Source organism: Thiobacillus denitrificans DSM 12475, assembly GCF_000376425.1.
Lineage (GTDB): Bacteria > Pseudomonadota > Gammaproteobacteria > Burkholderiales > Thiobacillaceae > Thiobacillus > Thiobacillus denitrificans.
The window spans coordinates 274,817-291,691 of sequence record NZ_AQWL01000005.1 but is presented as its reverse complement, the minus strand read 5'-3'; the positions used below and the strand labels follow the sequence as shown (position 1 = coordinate 291,691).

16 protein-coding genes are annotated in these 16,875 nt (G+C 66.3%); 6 read left to right on the top strand and 10 right to left on the bottom strand.

What is annotated here, in order from left to right; translation table 11 throughout:
• Window positions 1-58 precede the first annotated feature (58 nt).
• Both B059_RS0110280 and B059_RS0110275 read right to left on the bottom strand, forming a co-directional pair.
• On the bottom strand, window positions 59-361 hold the full coding sequence (locus tag B059_RS0110280) for a chaperone modulator CbpM (RefSeq protein ID WP_018078168.1): 303 nt from the start codon (window positions 359-361) through the stop codon (window positions 59-61).
• 3 nt (window positions 362-364) lie between these two features.
• Window positions 365-1,315 carry a DnaJ C-terminal domain-containing protein gene (locus B059_RS0110275; protein WP_018078167.1) on the bottom strand — a complete coding sequence of 317 codons (951 nt, stop codon included), beginning with the start codon at window positions 1,313-1,315 and terminating at the stop codon, window positions 365-367.
• Window positions 1,316-1,427: 112 nt separating this feature from the next.
• Between B059_RS0110275 and B059_RS0110270 the strand changes: the two genes are divergently transcribed.
• From B059_RS0110270 to B059_RS0110245, 6 genes are all read left to right on the top strand, one after another.
• On the top strand, window positions 1,428-2,921 hold the full coding sequence (locus B059_RS0110270) for an efflux transporter outer membrane subunit (protein ID WP_018078166.1): 1,494 nt from the start codon (window positions 1,428-1,430) through the stop codon (window positions 2,919-2,921).
• A complete protein-coding gene (locus B059_RS0110265) occupies window positions 2,918-4,216 on the top strand; it encodes an efflux RND transporter periplasmic adaptor subunit (RefSeq protein WP_018078165.1) in 1,299 nt (432 codons plus the stop codon). Before B059_RS0110270 ends, B059_RS0110265 begins: the two co-directional genes overlap by 4 nt.
• Window positions 4,213-4,917 carry an ABC transporter ATP-binding protein gene (locus B059_RS0110260; protein WP_018078164.1) on the top strand — a complete coding sequence of 235 codons (705 nt, stop codon included), beginning with the start codon at window positions 4,213-4,215 and terminating at the stop codon, window positions 4,915-4,917. The genes B059_RS0110265 and B059_RS0110260 overlap by 4 nt, the downstream gene beginning before the upstream one ends.
• Complete coding sequence (locus B059_RS0110255; protein ID WP_018078163.1) at window positions 4,917-6,119, top strand: ABC transporter permease; 1,203 nt, start codon at window positions 4,917-4,919, stop codon at window positions 6,117-6,119. The genes B059_RS0110260 and B059_RS0110255 overlap by 1 nt, the downstream gene beginning before the upstream one ends.
• A 118-nt stretch (window positions 6,120-6,237) precedes the next feature.
• A complete protein-coding gene (gene mprF, locus B059_RS0110250) occupies window positions 6,238-8,820 on the top strand; it encodes a bifunctional lysylphosphatidylglycerol flippase/synthetase MprF (RefSeq protein WP_018078162.1) in 2,583 nt (860 codons plus the stop codon).
• An 11-nt stretch (window positions 8,821-8,831) separates the two neighbouring features.
• A complete protein-coding gene (locus B059_RS0110245) occupies window positions 8,832-10,235 on the top strand; it encodes an alpha/beta fold hydrolase (protein ID WP_018078161.1) in 1,404 nt (467 codons plus the stop codon).
• Window positions 10,236-10,289: 54 nt separating this feature from the next.
• Here the strand turns inward: B059_RS0110245 and B059_RS0110240 are convergent, their stop codons facing one another.
• The 8 genes from B059_RS0110240 to B059_RS0110205 all read right to left on the bottom strand — a co-directional run bounded on the left by B059_RS0110240 (window position 10,290) and on the right by B059_RS0110205 (window position 16,874).
• A complete protein-coding gene (locus tag B059_RS0110240; RefSeq protein ID WP_018078160.1) occupies window positions 10,290-11,276 on the bottom strand; it encodes an NAD(P)H-dependent glycerol-3-phosphate dehydrogenase in 987 nt (328 codons plus the stop codon).
• Window positions 11,273-11,731 (bottom strand): SH3 domain-containing protein, encoded by a 459-nt coding sequence (locus B059_RS0110235; protein WP_018078159.1) that lies wholly within the window; start codon window positions 11,729-11,731, stop codon window positions 11,273-11,275. Before B059_RS0110235 ends, B059_RS0110240 begins: the two co-directional genes overlap by 4 nt.
• Window positions 11,728-12,180 carry a protein-export chaperone SecB gene (gene secB / locus B059_RS0110230; RefSeq protein WP_018078158.1) on the bottom strand — a complete coding sequence of 151 codons (453 nt, stop codon included), beginning with the start codon at window positions 12,178-12,180 and terminating at the stop codon, window positions 11,728-11,730. The genes B059_RS0110235 and secB overlap by 4 nt, the downstream gene beginning before the upstream one ends.
• Window positions 12,181-12,244: 64 nt before the next feature.
• The gene (gene trxC / locus B059_RS0110225) at window positions 12,245-12,673 is read right to left on the bottom strand and encodes a thioredoxin TrxC (RefSeq protein ID WP_018078157.1); all 429 of its coding nucleotides are present in this window, start codon (window positions 12,671-12,673) and stop codon (window positions 12,245-12,247) included.
• Between the two features lie 69 nt (window positions 12,674-12,742).
• A complete protein-coding gene (gene grxC / locus B059_RS0110220) occupies window positions 12,743-13,006 on the bottom strand; it encodes a glutaredoxin 3 (RefSeq protein ID WP_018078156.1) in 264 nt (87 codons plus the stop codon).
• Window positions 13,007-13,015: 9 nt separating this feature from the next.
• Entirely contained in the window at window positions 13,016-13,432 is a 417-nt protein-coding gene (locus tag B059_RS0110215; RefSeq protein ID WP_018078155.1) for a rhodanese-like domain-containing protein, read from the bottom strand.
• Window positions 13,433-13,444: 12 nt separating this feature from the next.
• Window positions 13,445-13,663, bottom strand: a complete 219-nt coding sequence (locus B059_RS0110210; protein ID WP_018078154.1) for a YgaP family membrane protein — start codon at window positions 13,661-13,663, stop codon at window positions 13,445-13,447.
• The gene (locus B059_RS0110205; protein ID WP_018078153.1) at window positions 13,653-16,874 is read right to left on the bottom strand and encodes an efflux RND transporter permease subunit; all 3,222 of its coding nucleotides are present in this window, start codon (window positions 16,872-16,874) and stop codon (window positions 13,653-13,655) included. Before B059_RS0110205 ends, B059_RS0110210 begins: the two co-directional genes overlap by 11 nt.
• Window position 16,875: the final 1 nt, after the last annotated feature.

Here is a 16,875-nt window from a genome sequence, read left to right as displayed (position 1 = left end):
TCGGTATTTGGCCGGGTACCCGGCACCGCTGCGTCACGGACGTTTGATGCCGGCTGTTTCAGCCGCCGCCCCTGAGCCGCGCCCGCAGTTCGTCCATTTCCTCCAGCAGGTCGGCCACCAGGGCCGCCAGTTCCGGCGCGGCGTCGAAATCGCGCTCCAGTTGCCGCATCCGTCGCGCACGGATGAGCGTCATTCCGGAAAAGCGCCAGGTGCCGGCAATGCTCTCGGCATGGGGAAACAGCCCTTCCTCGAGATGGCGCAGCAGCCACGCCGGTTCCACCATGCAGGCGGCAGCCACCTGCTCCAGGGTCAGCCAGGATTCTTCCATCAGGCTGCCGATCAGGATGTCGTCGTCACGCATGGTTCACGCTCTCCCCGGTTGGCGCGGATCGAAGGCGAGTTCGTGCGCCATGGTTTCATACAGTTGCCGCGCCTGCGGCGTGTCGGCTGCAGGCAGCACCACCTGCAGGTCGAGCAGCAGATCCCCGGGCGGCTCGCCCGGAATGCCCTTGCCGCGCACGCGCAATTGGCGCCCGCTTTGCGCGCCTTCTGGGATGCGCACCTTGACGCTGCCTTGCGGCAGGTCCACCGCGACCACCCCGCCCAGTGCTGCTTCCCATGGCGTCACCGGCAGAATTCGATGCAGGTCGCGCCCGTCCGGACGGAAGCGCGGATGTGGCTTGAAATGCACTTCCAGCAGCAGGTCGCCGGCAGCCGCCCCATCCGTTCCGGGCGCGCCCTGGCCGGCCAGGCGGATGACCTGGCCCTGATGCACACCTACGGGAATTTTCACGTTGAGGGTGCGGGTGGCGAGCACGACCCGGCCGTGGGCGTCCAGCTGCGGCACGCGCAGCGAAATCTGCCGGGTGGCGCCGCTGAAGGCGTCCTCCAGGTCGAGCAGCAACTTGGCGTGATGGTCCTCGCCCTGCGCCCGGCCGCCGCCGCGGGCATGGCGGGCACCCGCCGGCGCGCCGCCGCGGCCGAACAGTTCGGCGAAGAATTCGCTGAAGTCGGCGGCTTCGCGGGGCGAAAAACCGCGGCCGGAAAACTCGAAGCCGGCGTCCCAGTCGGGCGGCGGGCGGAAATCCTGGCCGGGCTGGTAGCCCCGCCCGAGCTGGTCATAGGCGGCGCGTTTCTCCACGTCCGAGAGCACGGCGTAGGCTTCGTTGACCTCCTGCATGCGCAGCTCGGCATCCGGCTCCTTGGAGATGTCCGGATGGTATTTGCGCGCCAGCTTGCGGAAGGCCTTCTTGATCTCGTCCGCAGTGGCGTCGCGCGCCACCCCCAGGGTCTGGTAGTAGTCCTTGAATTGCATGCGGCTTCCTCGAATCGTGGCCCGGCCTGCCTTGTGTTTAAATGATCCCGGTGCCGGAACTAACAGGATAGTGAAGCCACCAAGCAAACCACAAGGAATTCCCCACATTGCCATGGCCCTCCCGGCACTTCGATGCGCGCCTGCCGTCCCTGATCCCCTGCCCCTGAACGCGCCGACGGCCGCCCTCCGCCTGGTTGCCCTGATCGCGCTCGGGCTGGCCGGCTGCGCCACGGTGGGGCCGGATTACCGGGCGCCGACGCCGGCGGTGCCGGCGGACTGGAGCCGGATCGACGCGCCGCTTGTCCATGCCGCGTCCCCCGGCGATCTGAGCCACTGGTGGCGGGGGCTCAACGATCCGCTGTTGTCCGAACTGGTGGAGCAGGCGCTGCTGGCCAACCCCGATTTGCGCAGCGCGCAAGCCAGGCTGCGCGAGGCGCGCGCGCGTCGTGCGGTGGCCGCGGCAGGCCGCTTGCCGAGCGTGACCGGCTCCGGTTCTGCCCGCCGCAGCGATTCCAGTGCCGAGAACGGCAGCGGCACAACGCGCAATCTGTTCAGCGCCGGCCTGGATGCGAGCTGGGAGCTGGACGTTTTCGGCGGGATCCGGCGCGGCATCGAGGCGGCCGAGGCCGATCTGCAATCGTCGCAGGCCAGCCTGCACGACACCCAGGTTTCGCTGGTCGCCGAGGTGGCCCTCAATTATGTCGAGGTGCGCGCCTTCCAGATCCGGCTCGGCATTGCCCGGGACAACCTGGCGAGCCAGTCGGAGACGCTACAGCTCACCGACTGGCGCGCCCAGGCCGGGCTCGTCAGCAGCCAGGACGTGGAGCAGGCGCGCAGCAATCAGGCGCTGACCCGGGCCCAGATCCCCGTGCTTGAAACCAGCCTTGCCGAATCCGAACACGGCCTCGATATTCTGCTGGGCAGGTCGCCGGGCACGCTGCATGCGCGCCTCGCCGCCCCCGGTGAGCTGCCGTCCGTGCCGGTGCAGATCGCGGTCGGCATCCCGGCCGACACCCTGCGCCAGCGTCCTGATGTGCACGTCGCCGAGCGCCGGCTGGCGGCAGAAACCGCGCGTGTGGGCGTGGCCGAAGCGGCACGCTATCCGTCCTTTAATCTCTCGGGCTCGGTCGGTCTCGAAGCGCTAACCCTGGGCGCGCTCGGCAGCGGCGACGCCGCCACATCATCGCTGTTTGCAGGGATTACCGGCCCCATCTTCGACGCCGGGCGCCGGCGCGCCCAGGTGGAGATCCAGGACGCCGTGCGTGAGCAGGCGCAGGTGACGTACGAACAGGCCGTGCTCACCGCGCTGCAGGAAGTGGAAAACGCGCTGGTCGCGCTTGCCCGCAACCGCGAACGCGTCGAGGCATTGGCGAATGCCGCCGAAGCGGCGCGCAACGCGGCGCAGATGGCGCAGCAGCGCTACAGTGCCGGCCTGATCGATTTCCAGTCGGTGCTCGACACCGAACGCAGCGTGCTGTCCGCCGAGGACAGCCTCGCCAGCAGCCGCGCCGACGGCGTGCTGGCGCTCATCCGTTTGTACAAGGCGCTGGGCGGCGGCTGGTCGCCGCAAACTGAAACCCGCCCGGCCGACAAGGACGCTCCATGAACGATCCCAACACTACGCAAGCCAAGCAGGGCCCTGCCCTGAAGCAACTTCTCGCAGCCAGATCCGGCGGCCTGTTTTCAGGGCGCTGGCTGTGGCTGGCTGGCGCACTGCTGGCGATTGCCGTTGCGGCCTGGCTGTTGCTGCGTTCCGGCGAAGACAAGGCTGCGCCGCGCTACACGACCGAAGCGGCCACACTCGGCACGCTGGTGGTCAAGGTGTCCGCCACCGGCAAGCTGCAGCCGACCAACACGGTGGATGTTGGCAGCGAACTTTCCGGCATCGTCGACAAGGTCTACGTCGACGATAACGATGAGGTGAAAAAGGGCCAGATCCTGGCGCAGCTGGACCTGTCCAGGCTGCAGGATGCGGTCACGAAATCGCGCGCCAGCCTCACTGCGACCGAGGCGCAGGTGCTGCAGGCGCAGGCCACGGTTGCGGAAGCGCGCGCAACGCTTGCCCGCTACCAGCAGGTGTCGCAGCTGTCCGGAGGCAAGGTGCCGTCCAGGACTGAAATGGACACCGCCGAAGCCAATCTGAAACGGGCCGAAGCCAACGTCGCCAGCGCCCGCGCCAGCGTGACCCAGGCGCGTGCCACACTGCAATCGGACGAGACCAACCTTGGCAAGGCAAGCATCCGCTCGCCGATCAATGGCGTGGTGCTGTCGCGTCAGGTCGACCCGGGCCAGACCGTGGCGGCCTCGTTCCAGGCGCCGGTGCTGTTCAAGCTGGCCGAGGACCTGACCAAGATGGAGCTGCAGGTCGATGTCGACGAGGCTGACGTCGGCCAGGTGAAGGCCGGGCAGAAGGCCACGTTCAGCGTCGATGCATGGCCCGGGCGCGAATACAATGCCGTCATCACGCGGGTCGGCTATGGCGCCCGGGAAGCGGAAGGCGTCGTGTCCTACCTCACCGTGCTCGAAGTCGACAACGACGACTTCAGCCTGCGGCCCGGCATGACCGGAACCGCCGATATCACCACGCTCATCCGCGAAAACGCGCTGCTGGTACCGAACGCCGCGCTGCGCTTCACCCCGGCGCTTCCCGCTGCCGCCGAGAAGCAATCCGGCGGCAGCGTGATAGGCGCCCTGATGCCACGCATGCCGAGGCAGGCCAGAAAGGTCAAGCCGACACCCAACGCCAGCGGCACGCAGCGTGTGTGGGTACTGCAGGACGGCGAGCCGGTCGCCCTCGACGTCAAAACCGGCGCCACCAACGGTCGCGTGACCGAGGTCACCGGCGGGGCACTCAAGGCAGGCATGCAGGCGATCACCGAGGCCCTGGGCGCGCAGCCATGAGCGATGCGGCACTGATCCGGCTGTCCGGCATCACCAAGACCTACGGCAGCGGGCAGGCGGCGTTCCAGGCGCTGAAGGGCATCGATCTCGTCATCGATACCGGCGACTTTGTCGCCATCATGGGCCCGAGCGGTTCCGGCAAGTCGACCGCGATGAATATCCTCGGCTGCCTCGATGTCGCCACCAGTGGCAGTTACGAATTCGAAGGCGTGAAGGTCGAACAGCTGTCGCGCAACGCGCGCGCGCTGCTCCGGCGCAACTACCTGGGCTTCGTGTTCCAGGGCTTCAACCTGCTCTCGCGCACCACCGCGCTGGAGAACGTCGAGCTGCCGCTGATCTATCGCGGCGAGCCGGCGGCCGAGCGTCATGCTGCGGCACGCGCCGCCCTCAAACAGGTAGGTCTCGATGGCTGGGAGCACCATACGCCGGCCGAACTCTCCGGCGGTCAGCAGCAGCGCGTCGCCATCGCCCGCGCCATCGTCACCCGCCCCCACGTGCTGCTTGCGGACGAGCCGACCGGTAACCTCGACAGCCACACCAGCCAGGAAATCATGAACCTGATCAGCGGGTTTAACCGCGAGTTGGGCATCACCGTGCTGATGGTCACCCACGAGCCCGAGATGGCAGCCTACGCCAAGCGCGTCATCCGCTTCGTCGACGGCCGGGTGGAAAGCGACCGCCGCAACGGGGAAGACGCCTGATGTTGTGGAATACACTGCAGCTCGCGCTGCGCTCGATCCGGCGCAACCTGATGCGCTCCTTCCTCACCATCCTCGGCATCGTCATCGGCGTCGCTGCCGTCATCACCATGGTCACGCTCGGCAACGGCGCGACGAAATCGGTGTCGGACCAGATAGCCAGCATGGGCAGCAACCTGCTGATGGTGTTGCCGGGCCAGCGCTTCGGCCCCGGTGCCGTGCCGGGCGCTCCCTTCAAGAGTGCCGACGTCGAGGCCGTGCGTAACCAGATCACCGGCGTCAGGCTGGTCGCACCGGTGGTGAACAAGTCGGCGACTGCGGTGTACCAGGCCAACAACTGGACCACCGCGATTACCGGAAGCAGCAATGACTATTTCGAGGCCGGGAACTGGGAAATCGCTGCCGGTCGCGGCTTCAGCGAAGCCGAGGAGCGGTCAGGCAAGGCAGTGTGCGTGATTGGTGACACCGTGCGCGACAAGCTGTTCGGCCGGCAAAACCCGGTGGGCAGCCAGATCCGCATCAAGCAGTTTTCCTGCGAGGTGATCGGCCTGCTGAAGGCCAAGGGCCAGTCGTCCATGGGCTCGGACCAGGACGACGTGGTGGTGATGCCGCTTCGCACCGTGCAGCGGCGGCTCTCGGGCAACCAGGACATCGGCCGCCTGAGCATCTCGGTCAAGGAAGGCGCCTCGATCGACGCGGCCAAGGATCAGCTCACCCTGCTGCTACGCGAGCGCCGCAAAATCGGCGAGAACGAGGACGACGATTTCCGTGTGATGGACACCCGGCAGATCGCCGAGACGCTGACCAGCACCACCCGGATCCTCACCATGCTGCTCGGTGCCGTCGCGGCTGTCAGCCTGCTGGTGGGCGGCATCGGCATCATGAACATCATGCTGGTGTCGGTCACCGAGCGCACCCGCGAGATCGGCATCCGCCTCGCCATCGGCGCGCTGGAAAGGGAGGTGCTGCTGCAGTTCCTCATCGAGGCGGTGGTGCTGTCGAGCCTGGGCGGCCTGATCGGCATCGTGATCGCCACCACTGCATCCATCTTCCTTGCCGGACTGATGAACGTGCCCTACCTGTTCGACCCCGGCATCAACCTGCTGTCCTTCTTTTTTTCCGCCGCCATCGGTGTGATCTTCGGCTTCTTCCCGGCGCGCCGCGCGGCCGGCCTCAACCCGATCGACGCCTTGCGGCACGAATGAGCGCAAGCGGGCAAACAGCGCAATGCCGGTCCGTGGCATTGCGCTGATCCTTCATGCTGTAAGCCGGCCGCAGTTGACCTAGGATGAAGCATTGCCCATTGGATACACGCCAGATCCCTTGAAAGATGCTCTCGCGAATCTCAAGGACACGTTCTATCGGCGCCGGCATCTTTGGGTGGCCATTTTCAGCCTGTCGCTATTCTTGTCCGCACTGTGGATACTGCATCGGGAACTGGCGGATACCCACCTCGCCGAAATACGCCAAGCCCTTGACCGGGTGCCCGCCAGCGGCTTGCTGCTGGCGGTGCTGGGCACGCTCGGCAGCTACCTGGCCCTGACCGGGTACGACATGCTGGCCCTGCGCCACCTGGGCCGCGCGTTGCCCTATCCGCGCGTGGCGCTGAACGCCTTCATCGCCACGACAGTGGGACATAACCTGGGCATGGCCATGCTCTCCGCCGGAGCGGTGCGCTTGCGCCTTTACACGGCCGCAGGACTCGCGGCCACCGAGGTGGCGGGGCTGGTGGCCCTGGTCGGGCTAAGCTTCGCAGTGGGCGTGACGTTTGTCGCCGGGCTGGCGCTGCTCCTTGAACCGGCGGAGACCGGACGGCTCCTGCATCTGTCCGCGGACGGCGGTGGCGTCATCGGCGCCCTGCTGCTTGCCCTGGTTGCCCTTTATCTGGGCTTCGGGCTGTTGCGCCGCTCCCCCATCCGGCTGGGCAACTGGCAGTGGCATCTGCCTGGCGCAGGCATCGCACTGGGTCAACTGATCCTGGCCGTGGCCGACCTGGGGTGCGCCGCCGCCGCTCTTTTCTGGCTTTTGCCCGCGGAAGCGGCGGTGTCGTTCCCCGCGTTTCTGGGCGTGTACGTTCTGGCGGTGGTGGCCGGCATCGTCAGCCATGTGCCGGCCGGGCTCGGGGTGTTTGAAACGGTGCTGCTGCTGGCCCTGCCGGCGGTGCCGCAGGAAGAATTGCTGGCAGCCATTCTGGCTTACCGTGCGATCTACTATCTGGCCCCGCTGGCGGTGGCGGCGCTGCTGGTTGCCGGAAAGCTGGTGCAGGTACGCCGTGCCGCGCTTGTCCAGGGACTGGATTCAATGCGCCAGGTTTTCGGCTGGATGGCGCCGGTGACGGTCAGCAGCGCAAGCTTCATCGCCGGGGCGCTGCTGCTATTGTCCGGCAGCACGCCCGCGCTTCCCGAACGGCTGTCCCTGCTGCGGGACTTCGTACCCCTGCCGCTGCTGGAGGTTTCGCATCTGATGGGTAGCCTGGCCGGCCTGGGCCTCGTCATCCTGGCGCGGGCGCTGCATCGCCGGGTCGATGCCGCTTACCATCTGGCCTTCTGGCTGCTGGCGCTCGGCGCGCTGGCCTCCCTGGCCAAAGGCCTGGACTACGAGGAGGCGCTGATTTCCACGCTGGTCCTGGGCATGCTCTGGCTGGGGCGTGACGCCTTCAATCGGCCCGCTTCCCTCTTTGCCCGGCGTTTCTCGCCGGGCTGGGTGTTTTCGGTCGTGCTGCTGCTGGTCGCCACCGTTTGGTTGGGACTGTTCTCCTTCAAGCATGTCGATTATTCCCGCGAGTTGTGGTGGCAGTTCGCCCTGCAGGGCGATGCCCCCCGCTTCCTGCGCGCTTCCCTGTTGCTGGTTTTGACGGGGGGCGGCCTGGCGCTGCTGCATCTGCTGCGGCCGGCGCCGCCCGAACCCGGCAGGCCGAGCGAACAGGACATGGCACACGCTGCCCGCATCGTCGCCGCCGCCCCCCAGAGCGACGCCGCCCTCGCCCTGCTGGGCGACAAGTGCCTGCTGTTCGACCTAGCTGGAGAGGCTTTCATCATGTATCAGGTGCGCGGCCAGAGCTGGATCGCCATGGGCGATCCGGTCGGGCCGGAGCGCGCACGCGAAGCGCTGGTCTGGCAATTCCGCGAGATGGCGGATCGCCATGGCGGACGCACCGTCTTCTATCAGGTCGATGCGGAAAATCTGCCTCTCTATCTGGATCTGGGCCTGAGCGCCATGAAGCTGGGCGAGGAAGGCATGGTTTCCCTGGCCGGATTCTCGCTGGAGGGAGCAGCGCGCAAGGAACTGCGCCAGTCCCATCGCCGCGCCCAGCGGGACGGACTCAGCTTCGAGGTCGTGCCGCCTGCGGCGGTGCCGGCGCTCCTGGGCGAACTCAAGCGGATTTCGGATAGCTGGCTGGCAGAGAAGCACACCCGGGAAAAGGGGTTTGCCTTGGGCTATTTCCAGCCCGCGTATCTCGCCCATTTCCCCTGTGCGCTGGTGCGCCTGGACGGGCACGTCATGGCCTTCGCCAACGTCCTGGCATCCGCCGGACGGCAGGAACTGTCCATCGACCTCATGCGTCGTCTGCCCGAGGCGCCCAAGGGCGTCATGGACTATCTTTTTATCGAACTCATGCTGTGGGGCAGCCGCGAGGGCTACGCCCATTTCAATCTGGGCATGGCCCCCTTGTCCGGCCTGGAGTCCCATCCCCTTGCCCCGTTGTGGCACCGTCTGGGGACATTGATTTTCCGGCAAGGGGAGTACTTCTACAACTTCGAAGGCTTGCGTGCCTACAAGGAAAAATTCTCGCCCGCCTGGCGCCCGAAGTACCTGGCCGTACCCGGCGGGCTGGCCTTGCCGACCGTCCTGCTGGACGTGGCGGCCCTGATCTCCGGAGGCATCCGGGGCGTATTCGGCCGTTGACGGGAGCCTGAATGAACAGCCAGCCACAGCGCGCGTTTCGCCGGCTCATCCGAATCGCATTCCTGCTGGTCTTGTCCGGTTCCGGCTGGGGGGCGGGCAGCGTCGCCGAATCCACCCTGGCGTTCGGCCGCTTTGGCAAAGTCACGCTCTATTCTCCGTCCACGGAACCGGATCGGGTCGTGCTGTTCATCTCCGGCGACGGCGGCTGGAATCTGGGCGTGATCGACATGGCCCGCGAATTGGCCGGGCTCGATGCCCTGGTTGTGGGGGTCGATATCCGGCATTACCTGGCCTCCGTGGAAGCGGACCAGCAGAAGTGCGCCTATCCGGCAGGGGATTTCGAGGCCTTGGGTCAGTTCGCGCAGAAAAAACTGGGCTATCGGCAGTTCCATCGGCCCGTGCTGGTGGGCTATTCCTCGGGTGCCACCCTGGCCTATGCCACCTTGGTCCAGGCTCCGGCCGGCACCTTCTCGGGCGCGGTCAGCCTGGGGTTCTGCCCCGATCTGATGCTGCACAAGCCCATGTGCAAGGGAGCCGGCCTCAGCTACAAAGTCGATCCTGAGCTGGGGCAGGTGTTCGATCCCGTTGCCCGTCTGGCCGACCCGTGGGTGGTGCTCCACGGCGACCAAGATCAGGTCTGTGCGCCGGCAGCAACGGCGGCTTACGTGGGTAAAGTGGCGGGCGGCAGCCTAGTCCGCCTCCCCAGGGTGGGCCACGGTTTCTCCGCGCCGCGCAACTGGATGCCTCAGTTCAAGGCCGCGTTCGCGGCCTTCTCGCCGCCACTGCCCGCAGTGCCTTTCCGGGCAGCGAAAAAGGTGGATTATTTGCCGCTGGTGGAAGTCGCCGCCCGCCAGCCCGGCGACGTGCTGGCGATTCTGCTCAGCGGCGATGGCGGCTGGGCGGGCCTGGACCGGGGGCTCGCAGCCGCCCTGGCGGAAAGGGGTGTGGCGGTGATCGGCTGGGACTCTTTGCGGTATTACTGGACCCCTCGCACGCCGGATACGGCGGCCAGGGATCTGGCCGACGTGCTGGAATATTACCGGGCCACGCTGAAGCGGCAGCGGATTGTTCTTGTCGGCTATTCCTTCGGGGCGGAGGTGCTGCCGTTCCTGGCAAGCCGCTTGCCGGCGGAGCTGAAGGCGCATATCGAGAAAGTTGTCCTGCTGGGGCCGGGTGCCCGGGCGCATTTTGAATTCAAGCTCGCCGACTGGCTGGGCGGCGCAGCGGGCGGCCAGGAGGTCTACGGCGAAATTGCCCGACTTGGCGGCTTATCCGTGCTGTGCGTGCATGGCGCGGAAGAGCGTGACAGCCTGTGCACCCAACTCGATGCCGGGCTGGCCAGAAGCGTGACGCTGCCAGGCGGCCACCATTTTGATGGGGACTATGCAGGCCTGGCCAGGCTGATCCAGGAATGATGCTTCCGCTATCTTTGAGCGCGATTCAAGCCGTGGCTGCCGCCTGGCTGTGCCTCAGAACTCGGCCTTGATTTCCCGGTTCAGCAGGGCATCGACCGCCTGCGCGGCAGGCAGGCCGTCGAACAGCATCCGGCAGACGGCGCGGGTGATCGGCATGTCGACGCCGTGTTCGGTTGCGAGCGCGTCGGCCTCGCGGGCGGTGGTGACGCCCTCGGCGACGTGGCCGAGTTCGGCGAGGATGGCGGCGAGTGGCTGGCCGCGCGCGAGCTGCAGGCCGACCTGGCGGTTGCGCGAGAGGTCGCCGGTGGCGGTGAGGATGAGATCGCCGAGGCCGGACAGCCCCATGAAGGTTTCGAAGCGGCCGCCGAGTCTGACGCCGAGCCGGGTCATTTCGGCCAGCCCGCGGGTGATAAGGGCGGCGCGGGCGTTGTGCCCGAGCTGCAGGCCGTCGCAGATGCCGGCGGCAATCGCCATGACGTTTTTCAAGGCGCCGCCGATTTCGACGCCGATGACGTCGTCATGCGCATAGAGCCGCAGGCAATGGCTGGACAGCATTGCGGACAGGCGTTGCGCCAGCGCGGTGTCGTGGGCGGCCAGCGTCAGTGCGGTGGGATGACCTTGCGCGACTTCCTGGGCGAAGCTGGGGCCGGACAGCACGGCGGTTTGCGTGTGCCCGGGCAGCAGTTCGGCGATGAGCTGGTGCGGCAGCTTGCGGCTGCCGGGTTCGAATCCCTTGCATATCCAGACCAGCGGCGGCAGGCCGGGGTACCGGGCGAGCGCGCTCAGCGTGGGGCGCAGGCCGCCGCTGGGGACGGCGATGACGAGGAGTTCGGCGCTGCCGACGGCGGCGCTGAAATCCGGGCTGAAGCGCAGCGTGTCGGGCAGCGGACAGCCGGGCAGATAGCGCGCATTGACGCGACTCGCCTGCATGGCATCGAGTTCGGCCGCGTTGCGCCCCCACAGGGTGACGCTGTGGTGCGGTGCCCAACTGGCCGCCAGCGCAGTGCCCCAGGCGCCCGCACCGAGGACCGACAGCTTCATCGGCCCCATACCTCGTGCACGGGCAGCCAGCCGCTGAGTCCGTCGGCATGCTTCACCGGAAGCCAGCCGTAGCTGTCCATTTCGCCGGTGACTTCGAGCAGGACGCCGTGCGCGGCGCGAAACACGACCTCGGCGTCGGCGCGCGGCTGTTGCCGGACGATGCTGGATTCGGCCTTGACCATGACGGTTCTTGCACTGCCGAGGGCGGCTTTCTCGATCCACGCCAGCCGGCCAGTATGGTCGCGCACCTTGGCCCAGGCCTCGATGTCGACGATGACTTCAAGCGGCAGGCCGCTGCCGGCGATGGCGATTTTGCCGGCAGCAGTCGAAGGCGCGTCGTACAGCAGGGCGGCGCGCCCGGTGCTGCGGTATTCCAGTGCCGCGGCGGGATGCGCCAGGGCCAGCAGCAGGCCGGTTGCCGGCAGCCAGCCGGAGGGGCGCAGTCGCAATTTCAATGCGTCTGCGCGGGGGCAGCCGGTTGCTGTTGCTGTTGCTGCAGGTACAGCGCTTCGAAGTTGACCGGATTCAGCAGCAGTGGCGGGAAACCGGCGCGGATCACCACGTCGGACACGGTCTCGCGCAGATAGGGGAAGACGATGTTGGGGCAGCCGATGCCGAGCACCATCGGCAGCTGATCCTGAGGCACATTCTGGATGCGGAAGATGCCGCCCTGGCAACATTCGACCAGGAACATGGTCTTGTCGCCGATCTTGGCGGTGACGGTGACGGTGATGCCGGTGTGGTACAGGTCTTCGCCCAGCGCATGGCTTTCGGTCGACATGTTGATGTCGATCTGCGGCGCTTCGCGTTCCAGGTAAATGGCGGGGGCGTTGGGTACTTCCACCGACAGATCCTTGACGAAGAGCTTTTCGATATTGAATACGGGTTGTTGTTCGTCGGCCATGAAGTCTCCCTGGATAAGAAAACCGGAGCCTGCGCTCCGGGGATGCTGCGCATTTTACACGCGCTTATTGAATGCCTTGTGAAGCCAGCCAGCGTTTCAATGCGAACGCGTCCATCGCACCCGAGGTGCGCGCCGCCTCGGCGCCATTTCTGAACAGGATCAGGCTGGGAATGCCGCGGATGTGGTGGCGCATCGACACCTGCGGGTGGGCCTCGGTGTCGACCTTGGCAAAACGCACGCGTGTGCCCATCTCGGCCGCGACCTGCTGGAAGACCGGCGCCATCATCTTGCAGGGGCCGCACCAGTCGGCCCAGAAATCGACCAATACCGGCAGGCCGGCGCGGGCGATGAAGCGGTCGAAACTGTCGGTGGTCAGGTCGATCGGCTTGCCGGGCAGCAGCGGCGCGCCGCACTGGCCGCATTTGGGCGCGTCGGCCAAGCGGTCGTCCGGCACGCGGTTGACGGCGAGGCAGTGGGGGCAGGCGAGTTCCATCGGGATTCCTTGAAGCGAAGGGTCTTCGCTTCAAGGTGGGGGCGTGCGCTGGAAACTCAAGCGTGCGCGTCAGGCACGGGCGAGCAGGGGCGCCAGTTCGCCCGCCGCGTCCAGCGCCGAGGTGTCGTCGAAGCCGCCGACGTGGGTGTCGCCGATGAACACCTGCGGCACGGTGCGACGGCCGCCGGAGCGGGCGATCATTTCGTCCTGCCTGGCCGGATCGATGTCGATGCGGATCTTCTCGATTTCAGTCACGCCACGGCTTTTGAGCAGGCGCTCGGCGGCCACGCAATAGGGACAGACTGCGGTGCAATACATTACGACTTTGGCCATGAGGGCTCCTTACTTTTTGGTGACGGGCAGGTTGGCGCGTTCCCACGCGATGATGCCGCCCGCCAGGTTGTACACGGTCTCGAAGCCGGCTTTTTTCAGCATGCCGCAGGCGCGCGCCGAGCGTTGGCCGCTGCGGCAGGCGACCAGGATCGGCTTGCCCTTGAACTTGTCAAGTTCCTGCAGGCGGCCGGCCAGCTGGCCGAGCGGAATGTGTCTGGCTTTCGGAATGTGGCCGGCCGTATATTCCTTGTCCTCGCGCACGTCGAGCACCAGCGCGTCGTCGTTGTATAGCCGGGTGGCCTTCAGGGTGTCGGCCTGTTCCACGCCGGAGAGGGAGCCGCCGATGAAGTTCCAGGCCAGCATGGCGCCCGATGCCAGCGCCAGCGCCAGCAGCATCCAGTTGTCCTGCAGGAATTGCGTATCCATGGATGTCTCCGCTTACAGGCCGCAGCCCGGTTTGAGCCCGGCTTTTTTAAGCATGATGTCCATCGGGCAGAAACGGGTGAAGCCGGACTGGAACAGGTTGAAGCCGACGAAGGCGGTGAACCACAGCCACGACAGCCGGGTCATGTCGACGCTGCCGGAAAAATGGGCCAGCGCCAGCGACAGCATGATGAAAAATCCGGCAATGATGCGGACCATACGTTCAACGGTCATGGGATAACTCCTGGTTCGAAGAAGAAAGTTTGCGGTAATTGGCGGCGTAATACAGCACCGGAATCACCACCAGCGTAAGCAGGGTGGAGACGAAGATGCCGAAAATCAAGGACACCGCGAGGCCGCTGAAAATCGGGTCGTCGAGGATGAAGAAGGCCCCCATCATGGCCGCCAGCCCGGTCAGCACGATCGGCTTGGCACGGGTGGCACCGGCCTGGATGACTGCTTCCTGGAAATCCATTCCGCCCCGCACCTGCTCGTTGACGAAATCGACCAGCAGAATGGAGTTGCGCACGATGATGCCGGCCAGCGCGATCATACCGATCATCGAGGTGGCGGTGAACTGCGCGCCGAGCAGGGCGTGGCCGGGCATCACGCCGATGATCGTGAGCGGGATCGGTGCCATGATGACGAGCGGCGTCAGATAACTCTTGAACTGTGCCACCACCAGGATGTAGATCAGGATCAGTCCGACGGCGTAGGCGATGCCCATGTCGCGGAAGGTCTCGTACGTCACCTGCCATTCGCCGTCCCATTTCAGGCTGAATCCGGTGTAGGGGTCGGCCGGCTGGCGGATGAAATATTCGGCCAGTGTGCCGCCTGGCTCCAGCGGCCTGTCTTTCAGCGCGTCACGCATGCCGAACAGGCCGTACAGCGGCGAATCCAGTTTGCCGCCGGTGTCGCCGAACACGAATACCACCGGCAGCAGATCCTTGTGGTAGATGGTCTTTTCGCGCTCGCTCGGCATCACTTCCACCAGTTCGGACAGCGGGATCAACTGGCCGTCGTTGCCGCGCACGGTCAATTTCAACAGTTCGTCGATGCCGCTCAGGCGTTCCGGCGGCAGCGTGATGCGCACCGGGATCTCGTACTTGGCGCCGCTGCCGTGGATGGGGGTGACGTTCTCGCCCGCCAACCCCATCCGCATCGCCGCGACGATGTCCTTCTGCGCCACTCCCGCCATCGCCGCCTTGTTCTGCATGACACGCAGCACGAAGCGCTGGGCATCGTCCTCCACCGTGTCGTCGATCGCCACGATGCCTTCGGACTGCTCGAATACCCTGCGCACCTGCTTGGCGACCTGGATCTGCGCGTCGTAATCGGGGCCGTAGATTTCGGCGACGATCGGCGACATCACCGGCGGGCCGGGCGGCACTTCGACCACCTTGACATCGGCGCCGTGCTTTCTGGCGACCGCCTCGACCGCCGGACGGATCGCCTGCGCGATCTCGTGGCTCTTGCGGTCGCGCGCGTGCTTGTCGACCAGGTTGACCTGCAGGTCGCCGACCTCGGGGCCGGAGCGCAGGTAATACTGCCGCACCAGGCCGTTGAAGTTGATCGGCGCCGCGGCGCCGGCATAGGCCTGGTAGTCGGTGACTTCGGGCACCTGCGCGACGACCGTGCCCATCTCGCTCAGCACCTGCGCGGTTTTCTCCAGCGGCGTGCCGACCGGCATGTCGACGATGATCTGGAATTCCGATTTGTTGTCGAACGGCAGCATTTTCAGGATCACCAGCTGCACCGCCGGCAGCGCGACCGACAGCAGGATGGCGAGGCCGATGCCCAGCCACAGCTTGCGGCGCGCGCCACGGCCTTCGATGCCGCGCAGGAAGGGAGTCAGCCGGGAGCGGAACAGCCCGAGCAGCCTGGTTTCACCGCCGTGGCTGGCGTGCGCTTCCTGCCGGATGAGCTTGAGCGCCAGCCAGGGGGTGACGACGAAGGCGATCGCCAGCGAGATCAGCATGCCGATCGAGGCGTTGATCGGGATCGGACTCATGTACGGCCCCATCAGGCCGGAGACGAAGGCCATCGGCAGCAGTGCGGCGATGACGGTCAGGGTGGCGAGGATGGTGGGGCCACCCACCTCGTCGACGGCGCGCGGGATGATCGCCTCCATGCCGTCGTGGTCGAGCCCCATGCGGCGGTGGATGTTTTCCACCACCACGATGGCGTCGTCGACCAGGATGCCGATCGAGAAAATCAGCGCGAACAGCGACACCCGGTTGAGCGTGAAGCCCCATGCCCACGAGGCGAACAGCGTGGCGGCGAGGGTCAGCAGCACCGCTGCGCCGACGATCAGCGCCTCGCGGCGGCCGATGGCGAACAGTACCAGCAGCACCACCGAGGCGGTGGCGAAAATCAGCTTCTGGATCAGCTTCTTGGCCTTGTCGTCGGCGGTGGCGCCGTAGTTGCGGGTGATGCTGGTTTCGATACCTTCGGGCAGTACGCTGTTCTGCAGGGCGCCGACGCGGGCAATCACCTTTTCCGCGACGTCGACCGCGTTTTCGCCTGGCTTTTTGGAAATGGCGAGCGTCACCGCCGGATAGGTCTGGCCAAAGTCGGACTGGTGTGCGCCGCCCGCGCCGGAGCCGTGCCAGACGTAACGCGTCGGCTGATCGGGGCCGCCGACGACGCTGGCGATATCGTTCATGTAGACCGGGCGGCCCTGCGTGACGCCGACGACCAGTTGTTTGACGTCGTCGACACCGGTGAGAAAGGTGCCGGTCTGCACCAGGATTTCCTGGTTGTTGGCTACCAGGGTGCCCGACGGCTGCGCTGCGTTGGACACCTGCAGGGCGTCGCGGATGTCCTGCGCGGAGATATTGAATGCCGCCATGCGGTCGGGATCCATCATCACCCGTACCGCGCGGCCGGGGCCGCCGACGGTGGTGACTTCGCGGGTACCGACGATGCGTTTCAGCTCGATTTCCGCTGCGTGCGCCGCCTGCTCTAGTTCGTAGGCGCCGCGCGTCTCATCGCGTGTCCACAAGGTGACGGTGACGATCGGCACGTCGTCGATGCCGAGCGGCTTGATGATGGGCTCGCCGACGCCGAGTTCGGGCGAGACCCAGTCGCGGTTGGCCTGGACGGCGTCGTACAGCCGCACCAGCGCCTGGGTACGGTCCTGGCCGACCAGGTATTGCACGGTCAGCACCGCCATGCCGGGCTTCGAGACGGAATAGATGTGTTCGATGCCGGCGATCTGCGACAGCACCTGCTCGGCGGGCGTGGCGACCAGTGCCTCCACGTCCTTCGCCGAGGCGCCGGGGAAGGGGATGAACACGTTGGCCATGGTCACGTTGATCTGCGGCTCTTCCTCGCGCGGCGTGACCAGAATGGCGAACAGTCCCAGCAGGGCCGCGATCAACGCGATCAGCGGGGTGAGCTGGGACGTGAGGAAGAAACGGGCGACGCGTCCGGAGAGTCCCATG